Annotated in this window: 21 protein-coding genes, 1 pseudogene and 1 other annotated feature; of the genes and pseudogenes, 9 read left to right on the forward strand and 13 right to left on the reverse strand. The window is 64.1% G+C overall.

Annotated elements, in window-relative coordinates:
- Positions 1–9 precede the first annotated feature (9 nt).
- The 5 genes and pseudogenes from THIX_RS12945 (at position 10) to THIX_RS12965 (ending at position 3,207) form a co-directional block, all read left to right on the forward strand.
- Positions 10–1,235 (forward strand): annotated as a pseudogene (locus THIX_RS12945) (IS3 family transposase).
- Positions 288–404: a sequence feature (AL1L pseudoknot), on the forward strand. (Overlaps the previous pseudogene by 117 nt.)
- Complete coding sequence (locus tag THIX_RS12950; RefSeq protein ID WP_233224547.1) at positions 1,159–1,605, forward strand: type IV secretory system conjugative DNA transfer family protein; 447 nt, start codon at positions 1,159–1,161, stop codon at positions 1,603–1,605. Before THIX_RS12945 ends, THIX_RS12950 begins: the two are co-directional and overlap by 77 nt.
- Positions 1,606–1,614: 9 nt before the next feature.
- Positions 1,615–2,154: a S26 family signal peptidase gene (locus THIX_RS12955; protein ID WP_112486531.1), complete on the forward strand. Its 540-nt coding sequence runs from the start codon at positions 1,615–1,617 to the stop codon at positions 2,152–2,154.
- Between the two features lie 34 nt (positions 2,155–2,188).
- Positions 2,189–2,488, forward strand: coding sequence for a hypothetical protein (locus THIX_RS12960; RefSeq protein ID WP_233224548.1), 300 nt, complete (start codon positions 2,189–2,191; stop codon positions 2,486–2,488).
- A 56-nt stretch (positions 2,489–2,544) separates the two neighbouring features.
- Positions 2,545–3,207 (forward strand): nucleotidyl transferase AbiEii/AbiGii toxin family protein, encoded by a 663-nt coding sequence (locus THIX_RS12965; RefSeq protein WP_199195294.1) that lies wholly within the window; start codon positions 2,545–2,547, stop codon positions 3,205–3,207.
- 88 nt (positions 3,208–3,295) lie between these two features.
- Here the strand turns inward: THIX_RS12965 and THIX_RS23435 are convergent, their stop codons facing one another.
- The 12 genes from THIX_RS23435 to THIX_RS13025 all read right to left on the reverse strand — a co-directional run bounded on the left by THIX_RS23435 (position 3,296) and on the right by THIX_RS13025 (position 16,366).
- Positions 3,296–3,445, reverse strand: coding sequence for a hypothetical protein (locus tag THIX_RS23435; RefSeq protein WP_233224549.1), 150 nt, complete (start codon positions 3,443–3,445; stop codon positions 3,296–3,298).
- A 149-nt stretch (positions 3,446–3,594) separates the two neighbouring features.
- A protein-coding gene (locus THIX_RS12975; protein ID WP_112485457.1) for an IS630 family transposase occupies positions 3,595–4,589 on the reverse strand; the annotation gives its coding sequence in 2 pieces (ribosomal slippage) (positions 3,595–4,124 and positions 4,124–4,589; 996 coding nt in all).
- Between the two features lie 175 nt (positions 4,590–4,764).
- The gene (locus THIX_RS12980; protein WP_233224550.1) at positions 4,765–6,057 is read right to left on the reverse strand and encodes a hypothetical protein; all 1,293 of its coding nucleotides are present in this window, start codon (positions 6,055–6,057) and stop codon (positions 4,765–4,767) included.
- A 119-nt stretch (positions 6,058–6,176) separates the two neighbouring features.
- A complete protein-coding gene (locus THIX_RS12985; protein WP_158540884.1) occupies positions 6,177–7,751 on the reverse strand; it encodes a VWA domain-containing protein in 1,575 nt (524 codons plus the stop codon).
- Positions 7,752–7,954: 203 nt separating this feature from the next.
- On the reverse strand, positions 7,955–8,797 hold the full coding sequence (locus THIX_RS12990) for a VWA domain-containing protein (RefSeq protein ID WP_233224551.1): 843 nt from the start codon (positions 8,795–8,797) through the stop codon (positions 7,955–7,957).
- Positions 8,798–9,554: 757 nt separating this feature from the next.
- Positions 9,555–10,679, reverse strand: coding sequence for a DUF58 domain-containing protein (locus THIX_RS12995; RefSeq protein ID WP_112486538.1), 1,125 nt, complete (start codon positions 10,677–10,679; stop codon positions 9,555–9,557).
- 12 nt (positions 10,680–10,691) lie between these two features.
- Entirely contained in the window at positions 10,692–11,666 is a 975-nt protein-coding gene (locus THIX_RS13000) for a MoxR family ATPase (protein ID WP_112486539.1), read from the reverse strand.
- Between the two features lie 81 nt (positions 11,667–11,747).
- Positions 11,748–12,956: an MFS transporter gene (locus tag THIX_RS13005; protein WP_112488354.1), complete on the reverse strand. Its 1,209-nt coding sequence runs from the start codon at positions 12,954–12,956 to the stop codon at positions 11,748–11,750.
- A 58-nt stretch (positions 12,957–13,014) separates the two neighbouring features.
- The gene (gene chrA, locus THIX_RS13010) at positions 13,015–14,391 is read right to left on the reverse strand and encodes a chromate efflux transporter (protein ID WP_371413004.1); all 1,377 of its coding nucleotides are present in this window, start codon (positions 14,389–14,391) and stop codon (positions 13,015–13,017) included.
- Between the two features lie 133 nt (positions 14,392–14,524).
- The gene (locus THIX_RS13015) at positions 14,525–14,815 is read right to left on the reverse strand and encodes a YbeD family protein (RefSeq protein WP_112488356.1); all 291 of its coding nucleotides are present in this window, start codon (positions 14,813–14,815) and stop codon (positions 14,525–14,527) included.
- A gap of 264 nt (positions 14,816–15,079) precedes the next feature.
- Positions 15,080–15,340 carry a hypothetical protein gene (locus tag THIX_RS13020; protein WP_112486540.1) on the reverse strand — a complete coding sequence of 87 codons (261 nt, stop codon included), beginning with the start codon at positions 15,338–15,340 and terminating at the stop codon, positions 15,080–15,082.
- A gap of 78 nt (positions 15,341–15,418) precedes the next feature.
- Complete coding sequence (locus tag THIX_RS13025) at positions 15,419–16,366, reverse strand: chromate resistance protein ChrB domain-containing protein (protein ID WP_112486541.1); 948 nt, start codon at positions 16,364–16,366, stop codon at positions 15,419–15,421.
- A 121-nt stretch (positions 16,367–16,487) separates the two neighbouring features.
- Between THIX_RS13025 and THIX_RS13030 the strand changes: the two genes are divergently transcribed.
- Positions 16,488–17,660, forward strand: a complete 1,173-nt coding sequence (locus tag THIX_RS13030; RefSeq protein ID WP_112486542.1) for a YncE family protein — start codon at positions 16,488–16,490, stop codon at positions 17,658–17,660.
- Here the strand turns inward: THIX_RS13030 and THIX_RS13035 are convergent.
- Complete coding sequence (locus THIX_RS13035) at positions 17,583–18,752, reverse strand: IS4 family transposase (RefSeq protein WP_112484535.1); 1,170 nt, start codon at positions 18,750–18,752, stop codon at positions 17,583–17,585. The two genes, THIX_RS13030 and THIX_RS13035, sit on opposite strands and share 78 nt — an antisense overlap.
- A gap of 322 nt (positions 18,753–19,074) precedes the next feature.
- On the opposite strand from THIX_RS13035, the gene THIX_RS13040 reads away from it, so the two are divergent.
- From THIX_RS13040 to THIX_RS13050, 3 genes are all read left to right on the forward strand, one after another.
- A complete protein-coding gene (locus THIX_RS13040) occupies positions 19,075–19,410 on the forward strand; it encodes a cupredoxin domain-containing protein (protein WP_112486543.1) in 336 nt (111 codons plus the stop codon).
- Between the two features lie 4 nt (positions 19,411–19,414).
- Complete coding sequence (locus THIX_RS13045) at positions 19,415–20,278, forward strand: FTR1 family protein (RefSeq protein WP_112488357.1); 864 nt, start codon at positions 19,415–19,417, stop codon at positions 20,276–20,278.
- Between the two features lie 91 nt (positions 20,279–20,369).
- On the forward strand, positions 20,370–21,143 hold the full coding sequence (locus THIX_RS13050; protein ID WP_199195295.1) for a hypothetical protein: 774 nt from the start codon (positions 20,370–20,372) through the stop codon (positions 21,141–21,143).
- Positions 21,144–21,264 lie beyond the last annotated feature (121 nt).

Genomic DNA, 21,264 nt, shown 5'->3' on the forward strand with positions numbered 1-21,264 from the left:
GATGGAGCCATGAACAAGACGAACAAGTTTTCCCCCGAAGTGCGCGAGCGCGCGGTACGCATGGTCCAGGAGCACCGAGGCGAGTACCCCTCGCTGTGGGCCGCAGTCGAATCCATGGCCCCCAAGATTGGCTGCGTGCCACAGACGCTGCTCGAATGGGTCAAGCGCGAGGAAGTCGATACAGGCCAGCGCGACGGCCTGACGAGCAGCGAGCGTGAACGCCTCAAACAACTCGAGCGCGAGAACAAGGAATTGCGCCGGGCCAATGACATCCTCAAAGCGGCGAGTGCTTTTTTCGCCCAGGCGGAGCTCGACCGCCGTTTGAAGGGCTGAAGCGATTCATCGACCAGCACCGCCCCATGCACGGGGTCGAGCCCATCTGCAAAGTGCTGCAGATGGCCCCGTCGTGTGACTGGCGCCATGCCGCCCGCCAGCGCAACCCCGAGTTGCGCAGCGCCCGTGCTCAGCGCGACGATGCGCTGGCTGCCGACATCCAGCGTGTGTGGCACGCCAACTGTTAGGTGTATGGAGCTGACAAGGTTTGGTTGCAGATGAACCGCGAGGGCAATCGGGTGGCGCGCTGCACGGTCGAGCGGCTGATGAAACGCCTGGGGCTGCAGGGTGCCCGGCGGGGCAAGAAGGTGCGAACCACGGTACCCGACACTTGCGCGCCATGTCCACAGGACCACGTCAACCGGGTGTTCAAAGCCGAGCGGCCCAACCAGCTCTGGGTGTCGGACTTCACCTATGTGAGCACCTGGCAAGGCTGGCTGTACGTGGCCTTCGTCATCGACGTGTTTGCCCGACGCATCGTTGGCTGGCGGGTGAGCACATCCATGCAGACCGATTTCGTGATGGACGCGCTGGAGCAGGCTTTGTACGCGCGTCGGCCCGCTGCCAATGCCTTGGTCCACCATTCGGACAGAGGAGTGCAATACGTCAGCGTCAAGTACACCGAACGCTTGGCGCAGGCAGGCATCCAGCCCTCAGTGGGCAGCAAAGGAGACTCCTATGACAACGCCCTGGCCGAGACCATCAACGGGCTGTACAAGGCCGAATTGATTCACCGCCGCGGACCCTGGAAAACCAGGCAAGCCGTAGAACTTGCCACCCTGCAATGGGTGCACTGGTTCAACCACACCCGACTGCTCAAACCAATTGGGGGTATCCCTCCGGCAGAAGCTGAGGCAAACTACTGGCGGCAACAAGCCAGTCACCACGCCATTCCGGCATGACTTAAACCAACCAGCCTCCACGAAACCCGGGGCGGTTCACATCCGCATTGCCTACGCGCCCAACAAGATCGAGACGGCGGAGCTGCTGTCGAAGATGGCGGGCACGGCCACGGTGGAGCACACCCAGCGGCAGTATTCAGGCAACAGGTTGGCCGTGGTGCTGCAGAACGTCAACACCAACGAGCAGATCGTGCAGCGCCCGCTGCTGACGGCCGACGAGTGCATGCGCCTGCCGCCCGAGGACGATCTGATCTTCGTGGCTGGGCATGCGCCGATCTATGCCAAGAAGATCATCTATTACCAAGATCCGGAGTTCGCGGCGCGGTGCGCGATTGCGGCGCCGGTGGAGACGGGCAGGGGCAAGGATTGAAGGGGCGAAATGAACCTCAACATTCGTCGTCCCCACTGGAACCGCCTGCGCTGGCCGCTCATTGCCGGCGCGGTCGTGGCGTCGGCCATCGGCTCGGCCTGGGCGACCGGCTGGCGCGTCAACCTCACGCCGAGTGAGCCGGTTGGGGTCTACCGCATGAAGCCGGTTGCTGCAGACACCGTGATTCAGCGCGGCGATCTGATTGCCTTCTGCCCGCCCGTGAAGCTGGAACCGTTCATGGTTCCTGGTTCGTGCCCGAACGGCGGCGCGCCGTTTCTGAAGGAGGTGGTCGGCGTGCCGGGCGATGTGGTGGACGTGACGGCGGCAGGGGTGACGATCAACGGACGGATGTTGCCGATGAGTCGGCCGATTGCGCATCCGAAGGACTGGCCTGGTTTGACGCTGCCGGTGGATTTCGGCGAGACGAAGCTCGGGCCTGGGCAGTATTGGACGTATGGGTCAGGGCGGCCGAAAGACTCGTTTGACAGCAGGAATTGGGGGGTGGTGGGGCGGGACGAAGTGCATGCCATGCAAGGAACTGCGCCGTAAAATTGGCCCATCGACCCATGGAATGGAAAACGCTTTGACGCCCGCATCATCCGATTTGTTGCTCCGCCTGGCTCGCACCTACATCTGGTGGAAAGAGCCCGAGGACGCCATGCTCTATCCGCGACGGTTGGTCGCGCAAATCATGGATATGGGCGACTGGGACGATGTGCGCGCGATGGAGAAGGCTCTAGGCCATGATGCCCTGCGTGACGCACTGCGACACGCCGAGGCCGGTTGGTTCAGCCCGCCGTCCTGGCATTTCTGGCACTACCGCCTGGGGCTGGTGAGTCCAAACCAGTCGATGCCGGCGCTGCCGCAGCGTTTGCTCTCATGAGCTTTCGCCCGCGTCTGGACATTCTGCCACCGGCGCAGCGTGAACTCTGGCCGCAGTTGAAGCCACTGGTCAAGCTGGGCCTCGTTCTCTATGGTGGGACGGCCATCGCCTTGCGCATCGGGCATCGCCATTCGGTGGACTTTGATTTCTTCACCGAGAAGCCGCTGGACAAGGCGGCCATCATGACGTCACTGCCATGCCTGGCCGCAGCCAAAGTGCTTCAGGATGCGCCGAACGCCTATACCGCGCTCATCACCATGCCGCAGACCAGCGACAGGCCCGTTCAGGTTTCGTTTTTCGGAACCATCGGCTTTGGCCGCTTCGGCAAGGCACAGCGTACCGAGGATGGCGTGGTCTGCGCGGCGTCGCTGGATGATTTGATGGGTACCAAACTCAAGGTGATCTTGCAGCGGGCGGAAGCCAAGGATTACCAGGACATTGCCGCCATGCTGCGCGCAGGTGTTGCGCTCGATCGAGGACTGGGCATCGCCCGGCAGATGTTCCAGCCGAACTTCCAGCCCACGCAGTGCCTCAAGGCCCTGAATTATTTCAATGATGGCGATCTCGGGACGCTGGCCAAGGCAGATCGGGAGATCTTGATTTCAACAGCCCACGCTGTCGGGGATATTCCAGAGGCCAAGCAATTGGCGGCTTCTCTTGCCCCGCGTTCCCCCTCTCGGGTACCTCCGTCTCGCCAGCAGGGCGATCTCGGTCGGTAAGCCTTGCGGCGAAAATACAGGCTCAACACCCGCCGTCGTCAGTTTGCGTATCCCCCACACCTACACTTGCGATTTGCCCCGCTTCCTCTCATGATGCTTCCGCTCCGAACTGATCGACCGCCTGGCTGAGCGCCACCCTCACCTGGCGCGTAAGGATGCCGAAGAAAGCGTCGAGGCCATTCTGGAGGATGACGAATCCAATGATCGATGGCACGCCGGTAATGGAGTTGCCTTGCATGTTGGCCATCGATGGAATGAACAAGGCATACAGCACCGTTCCAAGCAGCAGAGAAACGCCTGAAGTGATGACATCCTCGCCAGTATCGAGAGATTTTGTCTTCGAACTTCTAACTCACGACATTATTGAGCTTTCCGTAAATAGCGACATCACCACAGACCCGCCTGGACCCAGCAGGCGGCAATGATGGACGGACGTCGCTGAGCGCTCTTGAGCTTGGCACGGGCGGTCGTGTTGAGTTCGTTGAGGTTGGCCGGACAGAAGTTGGCCAGCGCGTGGCGCTTGAGCCAGGCCCACAGGTACTCGACCGGGTTCAGGTCCGGCGAGTACGGCGGCAGGAACGCCATCTGCATGGCGCCGTCGGTGGAGTCCAGGTACTCGCGCACAAGCTTGCTGCGGTGCGCCTTCAACCCGTCCCAGATGATCAGCAACGGCCGTTTCAAGTGCGCCCGCAGCGCCTTGAGGAATTCGACGTGCTGCTCCTTCTTGATACTGCCCTCGTGCAGCCGGAACATGCAATTCGTGGATGTCAGGCCGGCGATCACGGAGATGTGGGTCCAGTTGAAGTGGAACTGGATGATCGGCGTCTGGCCCTTGGGTGCCCAGGTACGCACTCGCGTGGGTCGCTCGCTCAGGCCCGACTCGTCGATGAAGACGATCAGTCGCCCTTGGCGCTTGGCTTTTTTTTGAGCGCAGGCCAGGTCTTGCGCTTCCAGGCCTGCACGGCGTCCTCGTCGCGCTCGATGGCGCGGCGATCGGGCTTTTGGACCGAGAACCCCAATCCGCCCAGGATGCGCCAGATCTGGGTCTGGCTGAACTTGACGCCGTGCTGGCGCTCGATGAGCGCGCCCACGCGCTTGAGCGTCCACAACTCGGTGCCGAAGCCGTGCTCGGTTGGGCTTTGCAGCAGCATTCGCCCCAGTGCCTGCAACTGCTCATCATCCAGACGCGCCGGCCGGCCTCGCCCGGGCATCGCTCGCAACGCCTCGATGCCCCCCTCATCGAGCAACGCCTTCCATGTGTACACCGTCTGGCGCGCCACACCCACCGCGTGTGCAGCCTGCGCGGGCGTCTTGCCCGCCAACAACATGCGAGCGGCTCGCAAGCGCCGCCGCACAGATTCGTCCAATCGTTTCGTCACCATGTCTCGCGTCCCCGACTTCCCAAATATCGGTACAACGCATGACCAGCTCAACGGTTGTCATGATTTACGGAAAGATCAATAGGTTGTGGTGCGATCCGTTCCACTGATCTCGTCTCACCATCTGCTTGTGCTTTGTGGCCATGACGGAGAGGAGATTGAAGAACACTCCTATCCATCACCCTTCTATCGGCCCATCATCACCATAGCGATATTTCTCGATCTGCTCGGCCAAACGCCAGTGCGCAGCATCAATGCCTCGATGCGCCCCCTGCTCTTGCGTCAACCATGTCCTGATGGTCATCTTGGAAGCATCATGATCTGGCCTTGTTCGTCTGGCTTTGGTCCAAAGAACCAGCAATGCAATCTGGTCATGATCTTTCGCAATGCGCCTCCAGAAATTGCGCCGTTTCGCATGCTGCAAAGTACACCATGCCCAGCGCAAGCCAGCGAGCGTGAGGAGCAGCGCGACGGCGGCAAGAAGTCCCAAGGCCAAGTGCAAGGGCCGAAGGTCCTGGGCTTTCGCCAGCCCCCAAGCAATCAACGCAATGCGTGGAGCACCAAGCTGAGGGTCGTAATACGGAATGCGCACTTGAGGGTAGAGGATCGCCCCTGCGCGCTCGACGCGGAATGGCCAAGCAATCTGCCACGTCTGGTCGAGTGACGACGATGCGCCTGGCATTTGCCGCATGCGCGGCGGGTACATCTTCAGCACCCCACTTTGGCTTGTCGTCGCCAGCAAGCGCCCAATGGCCCTCGAGTCGAGCCCAGCCGCCGACAATTCAAAACGCAACCCCCCCGACTGCCCAAGCACAAGCGTGGTCGGAGCTGGCTGCGTCTGGAACAGAAGGGGCCCGACTGGCAAGTCGGCAGGCCAATACGCCGGCAAGGGCCGGACCTGGACCGGCAGGACGGGGGAAGCATAGATCTCCAGTTCGCCAAAGCGAGTGGCCTTGAGCAAGCTGAATCGAACGTCCAGTTTTCCTGCGCGCAGGGGCAGCAGGGCCCAGGTGTGGCGCTGCAGGGGCAGCCGCTCGCCATGCATGGATATGTTGGTGTCCAGTGTCGGCAACTCGCGCAAGCGCGCGTCGGTGGAAAGGGCCGCGACGGGCTCCCAGTTCAGTCCGCCAGGTCCGGCCACATCCAACTCGATCCGCGCGACCTGTCCAGTGACCGGCTGCGCAGGTTCGATACGGGTAGAGACTTGCAAGGCCGGCTCGCCCGGCGCGTGTTCGGCGACACCCACGCTGGAGATCGCGCAATGCCGTGCGCCCAAGGACAGCGGCGGTAGGCGCAGTTCACCGCTACGCATGGGATACAGCGTCACCTCGGCCGACTGCGTGCTATGGCCTTTGCCATCGGATGACTGGGAGGCGCTTTGTGCATGCAACAACCAATCGCTGCCGAAATCAGCGGCAGTCCAGGTGGGCAATTGTTGAGGAAGGTCAGTGGCCTCGATGCGCCATTTCACAGCGTGACCAATCACGGGTTTGGCTGGCTCGGTGCTGCACACCAGGGTGCTTGCGCAGGCGACGCGCGCAAACAAGACCCACGCAAGACCCACGCGCATGGTGAACGACTGTGAGATCTTCATGGCGCCGGCTCCAAGGCTTGCAATGCGCGCCTGTTGTCTTGCTCCAGCAAACCGCCAAGGAGCTGCGGTGCGTGGTCCTCCAACAATTGCATCTTGCGCTGCGCCGCTTGCGTGTCCGCAAGCGACCGACCCGGTCGCACGGCCTGTACCTGCACGCCCGACGCCTGCGGTCGCAATTGCCCACCGCTCTGCAAGAGCTGATCGGCTTGTGGCTGTTGGTCTTGTCGCTTCGGTCTGTTTCGCATCTGCGACGGGGAACGTTCGCTGGTTTGACCGAACGCGGACTGGTATGACGCCGCCCCACGTTTTCGAATGCCGGTGAGTGCGTTTTCGGGATGTTCCAAACGCCACTGCGCCTCGGCCAGGCGAAGGTTCCGCAACGCTGCTGGGTTGCCCGGGCTCAGCACCAGGCTTGCCGTGTAGGCATCAATGGCCTCGCGCAGCGCACCGGGTATATGGAACGCGGCATTGCCCAAGTTGTACAGCGCCTGGGCCCGATGGGCGTCGCTGTCGGCGTCGAGCATGGCACGGCGGAATGCGGCGAGCGCCTGGGGATAGTCCCCGAGGCGGTAGGCGCTGTCGCCCTCGCCCATGCGTGCGTCATAACCGGGTAAAGCGGCATACAACTGCCAAGCCTGCGCGTAACGTGTGGCATGCCAGGCGAGCCACGCCTGGTAGCGGATGGATGGGGACACCGTTTGCGCATGCGCCGGGTTCGTGCTCAAGATCATGCTCGCTCCCAGAACAAGGAACAGCCCTGCGGCAAGAGACGTCGGAGTTCTCCGCAACCTGCCCCCTGCAGGCCAGCTCAGCAGCATCAGCAGCGCCATCGCCCCGAGCAGGGGTACACCATAAAACTCGCGCCAGGCAAGGACATCGCCGGGTGGAACAGGATTGGAAGGAAGCCGGGCGAGCCCGTGCGCATACAGGGCTTGCCAGGGAGCATCCCCAAGATTGGCGGTCTTGCCACCGGTTTCACGGGCGAGGGTTTCGATCACTGTCGAATCCAGTGCCGACGCGGAGGTTCCTAACCAGGACATGTGCTTGAGCATCAAGGCATAAACCGGAACATGCGCAGCATGCAGGCTTCGTGCCTGCGCCAGAAGTTGCTTGCGCAAAGCTTGGCTGGCCGGACGTCCAGGGTCTGCTCCAGCGACAAGCAAAACGGCGCGAGAGCTGCCCGGTGTCGCCGCCAGCTCTCGGCGTGCCAGTTCCAGGGCGCCGGGAAGCCCGGCGCCCTGTTGGTCATGCAGCAGTGCGGGGTCAGCCTGCTGCAGGGCGTGGCGAAAAATCGCCATGTCGTCGGTACAGGGCAGCAAGATGCCAGCTCCCTGGCCGTAGATGACCAAACCAAGACGCTCGCCGCGCAGGGTCGGCAGCAAATCCTGCAAAACGATGCGCGCGCGCTCCATCAACGACAGGCCTTGCGCGTCTGTGGCCGCCATGCTGGGCGATGCGTCGAGAACGACCATCACGTTGACCAGGTGACGATTCTGCGGCATACCATCTCGGGGTTGCGCCAGCGGCTGGCGTGGTCCGGCCAGACTCGCCGCCAGCAGCAACCAGAGCATGCCTTCGGCCACATGCTTCCAGCGTGGCACTCGGCCCTGGCCACTCAGCACAGCCCAAGGGTGAAGATGTGCATCGGCATAAGCTAGCGCCTCAGATCGATCTTGCGCACGCCGCCATCGACGCCAGCCCCAAAGTGCTGCCGGCACAAGCGCCAGCAGCCATGCCCAAGGATGTGCCCACTGCAAGCCGAGTAGCCACCGATTCATGGCAACGTCACCAAGGTATCTGCCCCTTCAGCCTCCCGCTGCCGCCGGCCTCCCCGAGCCAGCGGCGGCCACAGCGCGAGAAGCCACACCAACAAGCCGACCGATAGCGGCCAGATATAAAGCTGCTGGGCCTGGCGCCGATGCGGCGGGGGCTGCAGCGTGGGGGTGAGCTGGCCAATGGTCCGGATGGCCGCCTCCTGCGCGCCATGGCTTGCCGCGTAAAAATACTGGCCACCGGTTTGCTCGGCGATCGCTCGCATGTCGGGCTGCTGCCCCCGATAGGCCGGCACTTCATAGGGGGTTCCATCGGCCGGAGTATCGCCAACCTGTACCGTAAAAACACGCACACCCAGCGCGCTGGCCAGCGCCACGGCCTGTGTCGGGCTAATCTGCCCCGTATTGCTCGCACCATTATCCGAATACAGGATGAACACGGGTTTGAGCTGCCCTTCCGCTTGCACCTGGCGCAGCGCCAGGCCCATGGCATTGCCCAACGCGGTGTCGTCACCCAGCATGCCGATGCGGACGCGCGCGACCATGGCCGCGGCGAGCTGGCGATCGAATGTGGGCGGCAGGAGCGTTGCCGCCTGGGTTCCGAAAGCGATGATGCCGAAGCGGTCCCCCACGCGCGCCCTCATGAAGTGCGTCAACACCTGCTTGACGACCGCCAGGCGCTCGGCCGGCTTGCCGTTCCACCGTAAATCCTGGATGCTCATGGTGAGCGAGGTATCCAGCAACACCATGATGTCCCGGCCTTGTGGTGGAGGCATTACCCATGCACCCAGGCGCTGCGGCTGGGCCAACGCCAGCACCAGGCTGGCCAGCGATAGGGCGGGCAACAGGCGGAACCAGCGCGCGCGGCGAGGTTCCGTGTGCGGTTGATGCAGCAAGCCATGCAAGTTCGGGTGAAGCAGTGCCAGGCGTGGCGGGGCATCCTGCAAGAACGGCGCCCCTCGCCAGTGAAGCCAGGCCCACAGCACCGGAAGCGGAGCCAAGGCGAAAGCCAGTGGCTGGCCCCATTGGATGGATTGCAGCAGCCTGCTCAGGTCCGACCATATCGGGGTGGCGAATGAAAGCGCGCCCATCATGAAGCGCTACGTCGACGCCGACCCCGCGGATCGGACTGGGCCTCCACGCACGGACTTGCACGTCTCGCGCTGAAGCGAACCGGCCTCAAACGCTGCCAGGCTCTACGGCGTAGGATCGCCGCTAATGTCGCGAGCATGCCTGGCATCGCAGCGGCTGTTGGCCAACGCTGGTAGCGCAAGGCGTCGAGCATCGCACGATCGGCAGGAGTCAGATCGCTCAGCTTCACCCCACCACCCTGCGCGCAGGCCCAGGCCCGACTGGCGAGGTGCGATGTGCGGCTCGAATCAGCAAACGCTCCCATGTCGGTACCGCGCCCAAGACGGCCAAGAACGCGAATGGCATGACGCTGTTTGCGGGTACGCCAGACGGCCCACAACCCAATGCAAAGCACCCCCAAAAGGGTGACGGCCAGGACAAGGCCCCAAACTGCCTGAAACCAAGGCGGCGGTGCCGGGGGCGAGACGGTCATCGGCGGGACGATGTGGGCCAGCGCCGCAATGCGATCGATCATGACTGGCTGGCCCTGTGGACGGTATGCGCAGGAGCTCCAGGCGGCGTGGACGACGTTTCAGCCAAAGACGGAGCCAAGCTTGCGCCCACGGCTCGCCATGCATCGAGCGCATCGCTGCTGCTCAACACATCGGTCAGCCTGATGCCGCTGCGCCGCATGGCCTGAGCTCGCGCCTGTGCATGGCGCTCAGCGGAATCGTTGAAGCACTGCCGCGCCCTGACCCCTGGCAGCATCCATCCCGCTTTGCCACTGGTGGAATCGACGAACCAGGATCGAGGCAGATTGGGAAGCTGGATTTCCACAGGATCGCGCACGCGCAGGCTCAGCACCTCGGCTGCCGCGGCGATCGGCCACAGTGCTGAGGCGGTGGCAGCGTCAATCCAGGTCCAGTCGCTGATGAGCATCGCATGCGTGGGCATTGTCCGGCCCGCGCGCAGGCGTTGCACCCAAGCGATGAAATCACGTTTAGCGACGTCCGCATCGTCAACCCGTGGACTTGCCCCGGGCGCAGGCGCATGCAGTGGCTCGGTCATCAGCCAAGCCGCCAGCCGCCGCACGGCCACGATCCCTCGCCCAAACTGGCGACAGTGCAAGCCCGACGTGTTCCACAGCGTGCAGGCGATCAGGGTCTGTGGCGACTCTTGCGCCTGCAAGGCGGCCGCCAGCAACCCCAGTCGCGCCGCCTGCTGCGCCTTGGTGCGCACACGGGTACCAAACACCATCGCGCCGCGCACGTCGATCAGCCCGTGCCAGGATCCGGCATGCTCCTCGACGTGCAGCTTGACGTGGGGCTTGCCGGTGCGCGCCAGCAGTTTCCAGTGCATGCTGCGAAGATCATCGCCCGACTGGTAGACACGGCTTTCGACATAATCCATCCCGCGCCCGGTGAACGCTGATCGTCCTTCACCGGGATTGCGGTGACGCGCGAATCGCCCCACCGTCGTCGGTGTTTGGCGCTGGCGGGCGATCGCCGCAATCTCAGCCCAGTCGGCGGCGCTCACCAGATGCAAGGTCTGAGAGGGACGATACGGCGGGCCCACAGCGGCGCGCTTGATGGACAGCACTTGATCACGCAAGCCTTGCAGGATCTGGCTCAGCAACGGAAAGCTGTTTCCGGACATGGAGCACTCCCATCAAGGCGCGGGGATGGCCCGCAACAATGCGGCGATCAGGGCATCGCGGGTCAGCCCCTGCAAGTCCGCCTCCAACGCCAACACGATGCGATGCCGCAGCACATCCGGCGCCAGTTCGATGATGTCGTCTGGCAGCACGAAATCGCGCCCACGCAGATACGCCAGCGCCTGCGCCGCATGCGCCAGCGCCAGCACCGCGCGCGGCGAGCCGCCGGCCTCGACCATGCCGGCCAGCCGCGGCACATGGGCGCCGGGGTCGCGTGTGGCGCGCACCAGTTCGACGATGTAATGCCGCAGGATGGGCGCGAGGTGAATGCGCCGCACCGCATGGCGCGCCTGCAGCACGGCGGCGGCGTCCATGGCCAGGGCCTGGCGGGCGAGCGCCGGGTGGCCGTCGGCGTGGCGTTGCAGGTCCATGTCGAGAATGCGCAGCTCCTCGTCGGCCTTGGGGTAGTCGAGCGCCACATGCAGCAAAAAACGGTCGAGCTGGGCTTCGGGCAGCGGATAGGTGCCCGACTGCTCCAGCGGGTTTTGCGTCGCCATCACCAGGAACAAGGGCGGCAGCGCGCGCGTGACGCCGCCCACCGTGACCTGCCGCTCCTGCATCGCCTCCAGCAGCGCCGATTGCACCTTGGCCGGGGCGCGGTTGATTTCGTCCGCCAGCACGATGTCGTGAAACAGCGGGCCGGGGACGAAGCGCATCTCGCCCGTGGCGGGCAGGTAGACGTCGGCGCCGGTCAAGTCGCCGGGCAGCAGGTCGGGGGTGAATTGAATGCGCTGGAAACCGGCATGCACCGCATCCGCCAAGGCCTTCACCGCGGTGGTCTTGGCCAGCCCAGGCAGACCCTCCACCAGCAGATGGCCGCCGGTGAGCAGGGCGATGACCAGGCGGTCGAGCAGCGCAGCCTGGCCGACGATGGCTTGCGCCAACTGCTGGCGCAGCGCGGCGATGGGTGGGGCGGTGGAATCGATCATGCAGTCGACCTGTTCATTTCAATTTGCATTCTGGGTGCGGATGGAGGTGAAGAGATTACAGCGCAAACTCGGCGGCGCGTATCAAAGTTCGCCGCCAAGACCGCGGAAAGTCTTCAGCAGCGCCAGGTCGTAGCCGATCTTGAGCGCCCCGCAGGCCAGCAGCGGCAGGGCCAGCCAGCCTGCGCCGAGCATGGCGCCAGCCAGGGTCGGGCCGAGTGCGGCGGCCAGGCTGCGCGGCACGGCGGTGAAGCTGGCGGCAGCCGTGCGCTCGGGCGGCGTCACCACCGCCATGACATAGGCACTGCGGGTGGGCACGTCCATTTGCGACAACGCGGCACGCGCCAGCAGCAAGCCCAGGGCCAGATGCGGGCTGGGCGCGAGTGCCGCCAACATCAGGAACATGCTGGAGGGGATGTGCGTGAACACCATGGTGTTGAGCAGGCCGATGCGCCGCGCCACGTGCGGTGCGGCCAGCAGCGAAGCCGTTGCCAGCAGCCCAGCGCAGAAAAAGAACAGGCCGACCGCCCCCGGCGAGAGGTGAAAGCGCTGGAACAGCCAGAGTGCCAACAGGGTGTTGACCACCAGGCCGCCGGCGAAAGCATCGATGGAAAACAATGCGGCGAGCTTGACCACGTTGCGGCGCGACGGGCCAAGCGGTGCGGCCGGCGGCTGGGGATTCTCGTGCGCCTTGGGCAAACGCAGATACAGCAGCCACACGCCGACGCCAACGACCGCATACAGCACGAACATGCCACGCAGCGCCAGCAGCGGGTCGAGGCCGACATGGGCTGCGAGCCAGGCCGGCACACCGGCGGCCAGTGCGCCGATGGCCGCGAACAGGGCGCCAGCCATGCTGTAGCGGGCGAACAGCAGCGTGCGCGCCTCACCCTGTGCGGCATGGGCCAGGCGGGCATGCTCCAGTGGCAGGAACACGCTGACATCGCCCGAGCCCGGATTGATGGTGCCGACGAACGCCACCAGCAGCAGCGGCCAGAACGCGGACAGCCCGGCGAAGGCCAGGCCGGTGGTGGTCATGAGTAGCCCAGCCGCGAGCAGCAAGCGGCGCGAATCGACGCGGTGGCCCCATGCGCCCACCGCCAGCGTCAGCAGCGCCGAGCCCAGCAGGGTCGTGGTGCTGAGCAGACCGACTTGCCAGGTGGTGAAGCCCAGTGCCAACAAATACGCCGGCAACAGCACCGCGACAAAACCATCCACCAAGGCGCGCAAAGCCCGCCCCAGCAACAGCAGGCGGGCTTGCGGCACAGTGCCTTCAGGCAACAGGGACACCATCAATTTCTCCAGAGAAAACGCCGGGCCGCCCCAAGCTTCCTTGAGCGCCACGGGCCGCTCAAACCATCAGCGTGTGAACCAGGCCGATGGCGGCGCAAGCCAGCACCACCGTCATGATGCCCGCACGCCCCCGCCACAGCGCGAGCCAGGCGGCCAGCGCCAGCAGCGCATCGAACCACTGAAAGCCACCGGCGAACGGCGCAGTCCCGGCGCCCTGCGGCCAGAACACATGCCAGGCGAAGAACACCGCCAGGTTCAGCACCACACCCACCACGGCCGCCGTGACGCCGGTGAGCGGTGCGGTGAAGCGCAGGTCGTCACGCGTGGCTTCCACCAGCGGGCCACCGGCGAGAATGAACAGGAAGCAGGACAGAAAGGTGAAAAAGGTGGCCACCACGGCGCCCGCCGCGCCCGCCAGCAGCAGCGACTGCGGGCCGAACACCTGGTGCGTCCAGGCGCCGACGAAACCGACGAAGGCCACCACCATGATCAGCGGCCCCGGCGTGGCCTCGCCCAGGCCCAGGCCGTCGATCATCTGCGGACCGGTGAGCCAGTGGAAATGCTCGACCCCGGCTTGGTAGACATAAGGCAGCACGGCATAGGCGCCGCCGAAGGTGACATAGGCGGCCTTGGTGAAGAACAGTCCCATGTCGCGCAGCGTGCCAGCGGGAAGCAGCGCGAAAGCCACGGCCCACAGCGCCAGGAAAATGGCCAGCAACGCGGCCAGGCGCCAGGGCCGGAAGCGGGCGTGCGCGGGCGTCGGCGTGGCGTCGTCGATCAGCGCCGGGCCGTATGCGGCGTGCGCCGCGGCGTGGCCGCCGCCGATCTGGAACTTGCCCGGGATGATGCGTCCGCCGATCCAGCCGACCACCCCGGCGCTCAGCACGATGGCCGGAAACGGCAGGCCCAGCGCGAAAATGGCGATGAAGGCCGCCGCCGCGATCAGCCACAGCGCCCCGTTCTTCAAGGCGCGCGAGCCGATGCGCCAGACTGCGAACGCCACCACCGCCACCACCGCCGGCTTGACCCCGGCGAACACGCCCAGCATCAGCGGCTGGTTGCCGTAGGCCATGTAGACAGCGCTCAGGCCGATGAGGATGAACAGCGAAGGCAGCACGAACAGCACCCCGGCGGCGATGCCGCCGCGCGTGCGGTGCAGCAGCCAGCCCATGTAGATGGCGAGCTGCGTCGCCTCCGGCCCGGGCAGCACCATGCAGTAGTTGAGCGCGTGCAGGAAGCGCCGTTCGGAAATCCAGCGCCTGCGCTCGACCAGCTCCTGGTGCATCACCGCGATCTGCCCGGCCGGGCCGCCGAAGCTGATGAAGCCGAGCTTGAGCCAGAACAGCAGCGCCTCGGTGAAACGCGGGGCGACAGGCGGCGCGAGGGTGGACGGGGGTAGAGGCTGCAGCGCGCTCAAGTCGACCTTGGGTGGGATGCCGAAGCGACCAGCGGAAACGAAACCGACAGGGTCGGGAGCGTGCGGCCGGTCGCTCTTGAAGATTGCGCGCAAACCGATTGCTGCATGCCAGCGCCAGATCTCGGATGCCAGGCCATGAATCCGCCGAGTCTTACAACACCACGGCCACCATCGGATGCGAACTGAGCGCCTGGTACAGGGCGTCGAGCTGGGCGCGGCTGGTGGCGCGGATGGTGCAGGTGCAGCTGAGGTAATTGCCACCGCTGGAGGGGCGCAACTCCATGGTGGCGGGATCGAAGTCGGGAGCGTGCTCGCGCACGAGCGCGGCGATGGTCTCGGCGAAGCCATCGGCGTTGCGCCCCATGATCTTGATGGGGAAATCGCTCGGGTAGACGATCAGGCTGTCGCCATCCAGCTTGACACTGCGCAGGGTTGCGGACATCTTGGTGTTCATGTGGGAGTTGGGGCTGGGCTTGCGCCTGCGCGCGGCACGGCCACTGGTGGTTCGGAATGGGCCGATTGTCCCGCAGATGACGCCGGGCAGCGGACCCTGGCCGTATTACCCCCAACCGCCATGCCGCCAGCGCGTTGTCTGTGGGCGACGCTCCGATTGGGTGCACGCCGAGTGCGCACCGAATGCGCAGGAGACGACCGGCGTGCGCCGCTGCCCTCGGCGGCGACGCGACTTGTCCTGCGAGTTCGGCTGCTAATCGGTCTGCTGCTGCTTTGCGCCTTGATACGCCGCATGCAGCGCGGCATACACCGGCCCGGGCTTGCCCGTGCCCACCTGGCGCTCGTCGAGCGTGGTCACGGCCAGCACTTCCTTGGTGGCGGACGTGAGCAGGATTTCGTCGGCGCAGCGCAACTCCCACTCGGCCACCGGGCGGCGCTCCAGCGGCACGCCGGCGGTGGCGGCGAGGGCGTCCATCAGGCCAACGCGTATGCCCGCAAGCTTGAGGTTGTCCATCGGCNGGGCTCACAGGCGGTGCGGTGAGCGGCATGAGCGCAGACGGCGGCGAGGCGGGGAGAACGGGGTTCGGTGAACTCATCGGGGCTCCGTTTGATTGCTCTGCAGCAGCCAGTCGAACACCTTCATCGCTTCGGTCAGCAAGGCGTCGTCGTCGGGCTGGCTGGCGCGCAGACCGGTCAGTAGCGCCTCGACCCCGGGAGCTTCGGCCACCTGCAAACCGCCCATATCCAGCGCATGCACCAGGGTACCCAGGCGCGCGAGCGGAGCTTCGGCGTCCAGGCCGAAGCTCGCCAGCAGGGTTTCGAAAGTGACGCGGGCTCCGACATGGCTGAATGCTGCGCCGTCGAAGTCGAAGCCCAGCCAATCGGGCTGGCAATCGGCAGGAGCAGCCAGCCAGACGATGCGGGCCTGCGGGTCGATGCGGCGGCGAATCAGCCAGGCCGAGGCCAGACGGTCCACCCAGGGCCGGGCGCGGGTGGCCCAGATGCGGCCCTGGTAGCGCGTCAGGTCGAGGCGGGCGATGGGGCTGGCGGGTGCCGCATGCGGTTCGCCGGGATGGAAATGGCGGATCAGTGCCGCGCGCAAATCTTGCAACCGGGCGCCGACCTGGCGCTGCGCCTCACCGGCGAAATAGTCGACTGCACACAGTTGAGCGAAGCGCCGCTCCAGCGCCTGCAGTCGACGCTGCGCCGTGGCGGCGTCCAAGGTATCCAGGCCGCTTTGCAGGTCGCGCAAGGCCGTTGCCAACACGGCGTAATCGGAGCGACGGTCGAACAAAGCGCGTAAGGCAACGTCCTGCGCCGGATCACGGCCACTGAGATGGAAGATTTCCGCCGTACCCTTGGCGGCCAACACTGCGGCGGCGACTGTCTCCAGCGCCTGCGCATGTTCCGGTGCGTCCGGCAGCAGGTAAACACCATCGCGCAAGGTGGCGCAACCCAGCGCTTTGAGTTCGCGCCACACCCGCATGCGACCGGTGCCCGCCTTGGCGGGCAGGCTGAGGAAAAGGGCGAGCCAGGTCATGGTGTGCGCGGAATGGGGAAGCGAAAGCGACAAACACGACGTTTGTAATAGTTAATACTATAACGCTATAGTTGAAACATCCATCGGATTTCCTCGCTCCTCGTCGTTGATCGGAACACTCATGCAGCCCATCACCCGCTTTCTGCTTTTGCTGGTCGCGCTGCTATTGCCGAACCTTGCTAGCGGCCGCGGCAGCCTGCCCGACACCATGCAGCGCATGGCCGAAATCGTGCTGCCGGGCGCGGCGGGCCGCTTCGACTACATGGGGCTGGATGCGGCCAAGGACCGCCTATTCATCAACCAAATGGGCGCTGGACGCACCCTGGTGTTCGACCTGCGACAGCAGCGCCTGATCGGTCAGATTGTCGGCCTGGCTGCGCCCACCGGCATCACTCTCGCTCCGGGACTGCACCTGGCGTTCATCAGCGATCCCGGCGCTGGACTGGATCGGGTCTGGGGCGACGGCAGCGTAGTGGCGGTCAGCCTGCGCACCTTGGCAGTGGTGCAACGGTTTGCTGCGGGCGGCTTTCCCGACGGCAGCGCCTGGGTGCCGGCCTTGGGTCGATTGTTCGTTTCGAATGAGCGCGGCGGCGTGGAAACCGTCATCGGCGGTGATGCGCCCCTGCGGGTGGAACAAACCCTCAAACTTGGCGGCGAGGCAGGCAACAGCGCGTTCGACGCGGCCTCAAACCGGGTGCTGGTGAATGTGCAGTCCCGCGGCCAAATCGTCGCCATCGACCCCGAAACGATGGAGATTGAGGGCCGAGTCACCCTGCCCGCGACCTGCCAGCACAACCACGGCCTGCTGGTGGACGACGCTGACCATCTGGCCTTCGTCGCCTGCGATGGCAACGCCCGATTGTTGACCCTCAGCTTGCCCAGCCTGCGCCCGGTACAACTCAACCGCCTCGGCCGCGACCCCGACGTGCTGGCGCTTGATACGCGGCGTCAGCGTCTGTGGGTTGCCAGCGAAAGCGGGGTGGTGAGCGTGTTCAGCATCGCTGCCGGCAAGCTGCGGACGCTGTGGCGCGGTTTCGTTGGGCCTGATGCGCATAGCGTGGCCATCGACCCGACCACAGGCTGGGCCTGGTTCCCGCTGGCCGATGTGGACGGCAGGCCAGTGCTGCGCGCCATGCGGCTGACGCCGAACTGCACTGCGCCCCGACATGGCCCTTCTACCTGCTCTCAAACTCCAGTCAAATGTAGTAGTGTCCGGTTAAATCTCGAACAGATTCAATTGGTTAGCGATCGAGACCAGTTCGGGTTGGGTGCGATCGGGCTGCAAGGCGCATGAAAGCTGGGTTTTCTCGAAAACCGAGACCGACAGAATCTGTAGACATGTGTAGAGCGAGGCATCGAGGTGAAGCTCCTGTTTGATGATGGCAATCAGCACGTAGGTGGCGATGGCACACCAGATTTGCGTTTTCACCGCGTTCTCGCTGGTGCCCAGAAAACGCTTGATCCGCAGATGCTGCTTGATCCATTTGAAGAAGAGTTCGACCTGCCAGCGGCTCTTGTAGAGTGCGGCGATCGTCAAGGCTGGCAGGCTCGTGTTGTTCGTCAGGAAGATCAGCGTCCTGCCCGATTCGGGGTCTTTGAAACGAATGCGGCGCAGATGCTCGGGATAGTCCCGGCTGGCGTAAAAGCCGTTGAAGCGGATGCTCTGATCGCAGATCACCCCCGTGCTGCGGTCGGTGGCAGCCGAGTACACCCGCCGCGCGTCCATGCCCTTCTTGGCTCGCGTGATGAAGAAGGCGCCGGCCTGATGCAGTGCATACAGCCGCGCGAAATCCACGTAGCCCCGGTCCATCACGTAGAACGCTCCAGCCTCCACGGGCAGGACGTCGAGCACGTTGACATCGTGCAGTTTGCCGTCGCTGATGTGAATGAAGGCGGGAATCGCCCCACGCAAGTCCAAGAGCGTGTGCAGCTTGATGGCGGCCTTGGTGGAGCGAAATGGTGCCCAGTCGAACAAGCTCAGGCACAGATCGATGGTGGTGGAGTCCAGCGCGTAGACCGTGGCGTCGAGCCCCAGGTCCGAAGGCTCCTGCGCATACAGCGCCCGTGCCCGGGCGATCAACCGCTGCGCCAGCGCGTGATAGATGCGCCAATCGCGCTGAGTCAACGCATCGGACAGCGTGGAGCGCGCAGGCACAGCTTTGATCCCCATGTGGAACAGCTTGGTCTGGTTGGCCGCCAGACACGCCTCGATGTCGCGCAGCGATTCGCGCCAGGTGAGTTGCGCGAACGCCAGGACGCGAAACACATCGGCGCACCCCAGCGTACGCACACCGGCATCGCCCTGGTGCCGCTCGATGATGCGACCAAACGTCTTCCATGGCACAAACTCCATCACCTGCGCAAACAGCGTCTTGCCGATGTTCATGCATCACCTCGGGTCGTGCAAACCCGTCAGCATCGCAAATCGGCAAACCGAAATTCAAATCGTGGACACCCATGAATCGCTCAAAACCCGCGTCAACATTGGCTCGGCGGCTCGCTGACAGCCAATCAACCGGACACTACTGAGTCAAATGAGTTGTTGATTCAACAGGCCCACTGAGCCCAGTATCCGATCGCATCGCGGCACACAATGCCGAGAGCATTTGATCGTCGGCGACAACAATTTTGCCCGCCTACCACGGCATACTCTTTATTTATATAATAGGAATCGTTATCATTCGCTGAATTGCTGCGGAGTTCTTCCCATGAGACATGTCCTATTTTTCACTGCACCGATGCTGCTGGCTCTGGCCGCCAGCACGGCGGTCGCCAGCGATCTGCCGGAATACAAACTGGTCATCAAGAATCACATCTATCAACCCAGCGAACTCAAGGTGCTAGCCAGCGTCAAGTTCAAGCTCATCGTGCACAACGAGGACGCCACCCCGGAAGAGTTCGAGAGTACGGACTTGAATCGCGAGAAGATCGTGCTGCCGAACAGCAGTTCCCTCGTTTACCTCGGGCCGTTACGTGCCGGTCGCTACAAGTTTTTCGGTGACTTCCATCAAAACACGGCTCAAGGCCGGCTGATCGTGGAGTGACGTGATGCTTGGTGTTGCCTTGTTGGTATTTCGTGAAGTGATGGAGGCGGCGCTGATCGTCTCCATTGTCTGTGCCGCCACACGCGACGTTGCGCGTCGCGGATGGTTCGTGACCGCAGGCATTGGGCTAGGTGTAGCTGGCGCACTCCTGGTGGCCATGGGGGCTGACCTCATCGCTCGATTTGCCAGCGGTTCCGGCCAGGAAATCTTCAACGCCTGCGTGCTGCTGTCCGCCGTTGTGATGATCGGCTGGCACGTCGTATGGATGTCCAAACACGGTCGTGAGTCGGCCCAGCACATGGATGCGATCGGCAGTGCCGTCAGGGCGGGCTCCAGTTCGCTGACGCTGCTGCTGGCGGTGGTGGCGATCGCGGTTCTGCGCGAAGGCTCCGAGGTCGTGTTGTTCATTTATGGCATGGCCATCGGTGGAATCGGCGCGGCGGGGTTGACCGGCGGGATCGCGCTGGGTGTCGGCAGCGGTGCACTGCTCGGTTTCGCGCTGTATTTCGGTCTGCTGCGCATTCCGATGAAGCATTTCTTCAAGGTCACCAACTGGATGTTGGTGTTGTTGGCGTCGGGACTGGCTTCCACTGCCGCGCGCTTCCTGGTCCAGGGCAATCTGCTGCCGTCCTGGGGGACTCAAGTGTGGGATACCTCCTGGTTGCTGTCGAACGGCTCGCTGGCAGGCCAGACGTTGGGCATCCTCATTGGTTACGACGCCAGCCCAGCAGGGATTCAGCTTGTCTTCTACGCGACCACGTTGCTGCTGCTGGTCGTCAGCATGCGGCGGCTGGGCCGAGCATCGCCGTCACCCTCGCCACGCATACGCTCGCAGCTTCCGGACCCAACGACCGAGTCGCTGCGCTAGCTCGATCCCCCTTTGCTGCTCGCTCGTATCCGCGGCATGCTGCCGCCGGTCGGGAACGTGCGTCTTGAACCATCACCACAGGAGCCATCCCGTGTATCCATCGTTCCCTCGAAAACCTTCGGCCCTTCGTGTTCACGACGGCATCCAGCGTTCATGCGCCATCGGTCTGGGAGCGATCCTTCTGCTCGTCACCGCAGCGGCCCAAGCGGACGACTTTGTCGTCTACTCGCCGCACGTCCTCGCCACCCAGTCGGAGATCGAGCTACGCGGTTATGGGTATGGCGATCCACGTGCCGATTTCAACGGCGGCCAGGCTGCCGAACTCTCGGTTTCCCATGCGTTCACCGATTGGTGGAAACCGGAACTCTATCTCACGAGATATCAGCGGGAACCGGGAGGTGCCGGGCGACTGCTTGGCTACGAGTTCGAGAACACCTTTCAGTTGACGCAGCCGGGCGAGTCGTGGGCCGATTTCGGTTTTCTGGCCGCGTACGAACACCAGGTTGTCACCGGTAAGCCTGATGCCGTCGAGTTTGGGCCGCTGGTCGAAAAGACGATGGGGCGGTTCACCCACAGGTTGAATTTGATCTGGGAGAAACAGGTGGGCGCGGGCGCCAGTGGCACATACATGTTTCGTTACAGCTACTCGGGCACCTATGCGGTCTCCGCAGCCTTGCGTCCCGGCATTGAAGCTTATGGGCGGCCCGGTGATCGTGCGTATCAGGCAGGCCCAATTGTTGCCGGTGAATGGCATGTCCCGGGCACGACCAGCAACCTCGAATACCGTTTCGGGGTGGTGCTCGGCATCAATGCGGCGGCACCTCGGCGGACGTGGCTGGCCCAGGTGGCGTACGAGTTCTTCTGATCAATCGTGAACGCATCCCAAAGCCTATGACGTTTGCGAGGATGCTCCAGCCGCCGCGAGCAACCCTCAACAAAAATCCAGGAACCCAACGGTGTTTGGGACTTGAGCCGCCGATGTCGTC

Source organism: Thiomonas sp. X19 (genome assembly GCF_900089495.1).
GTDB lineage: Bacteria > Pseudomonadota > Gammaproteobacteria > Burkholderiales > Burkholderiaceae_C > Thiomonas_A.

What these genes read in the sequence shown, in the direction of transcription:
- THIX_RS12955 (WP_112486531.1), top strand. Translation starts at nt 1,615, where the DNA reads ATGAACCTCAACATTCGTCGTCCCCACTGGAACCGCCTGCGCTGGCCG.
- THIX_RS23435 (WP_233224549.1), bottom strand. Translation starts at nt 3,445, where the DNA reads ATGCAAGGCAACTCCATTACCGGCGTGCCATCGATCATTGGATTCGTC.
- THIX_RS12985 (WP_158540884.1), bottom strand. Translation starts at nt 7,751, where the DNA reads ATGCTCTGGTTGCTGCTGGCGGCGAGTCTGGCCGGACCACGCCAGCCG.
- THIX_RS12995 (WP_112486538.1), bottom strand. Translation starts at nt 10,679, where the DNA reads ATGTCCGGAAACAGCTTTCCGTTGCTGAGCCAGATCCTGCAAGGCTTG.
- THIX_RS13000 (WP_112486539.1), bottom strand. Translation starts at nt 11,666, where the DNA reads ATGATCGATTCCACCGCCCCACCCATCGCCGCGCTGCGCCAGCAGTTG.
- THIX_RS13005 (WP_112488354.1), bottom strand. Translation starts at nt 12,956, where the DNA reads ATGGTGTCCCTGTTGCCTGAAGGCACTGTGCCGCAAGCCCGCCTGCTG.
- THIX_RS13015 (WP_112488356.1), bottom strand. Translation starts at nt 14,815, where the DNA reads ATGTCCGCAACCCTGCGCAGTGTCAAGCTGGATGGCGACAGCCTGATC.
- THIX_RS13020 (WP_112486540.1), bottom strand. Translation starts at nt 15,340, where the DNA reads ATGGACAACCTCAAGCTTGCGGGCATACGCGTTGGCCTGATGGACGCC.
- THIX_RS13025 (WP_112486541.1), bottom strand. Translation starts at nt 16,366, where the DNA reads ATGACCTGGCTCGCCCTTTTCCTCAGCCTGCCCGCCAAGGCGGGCACC.
- THIX_RS13030 (WP_112486542.1), top strand. Translation starts at nt 16,488, where the DNA reads ATGCAGCCCATCACCCGCTTTCTGCTTTTGCTGGTCGCGCTGCTATTG.
- THIX_RS13035 (WP_112484535.1), bottom strand. Translation starts at nt 18,752, where the DNA reads ATGAACATCGGCAAGACGCTGTTTGCGCAGGTGATGGAGTTTGTGCCA.
- THIX_RS13040 (WP_112486543.1), top strand. Translation starts at nt 19,075, where the DNA reads ATGAGACATGTCCTATTTTTCACTGCACCGATGCTGCTGGCTCTGGCC.
- THIX_RS13045 (WP_112488357.1), top strand. Translation starts at nt 19,415, where the DNA reads ATGCTTGGTGTTGCCTTGTTGGTATTTCGTGAAGTGATGGAGGCGGCG.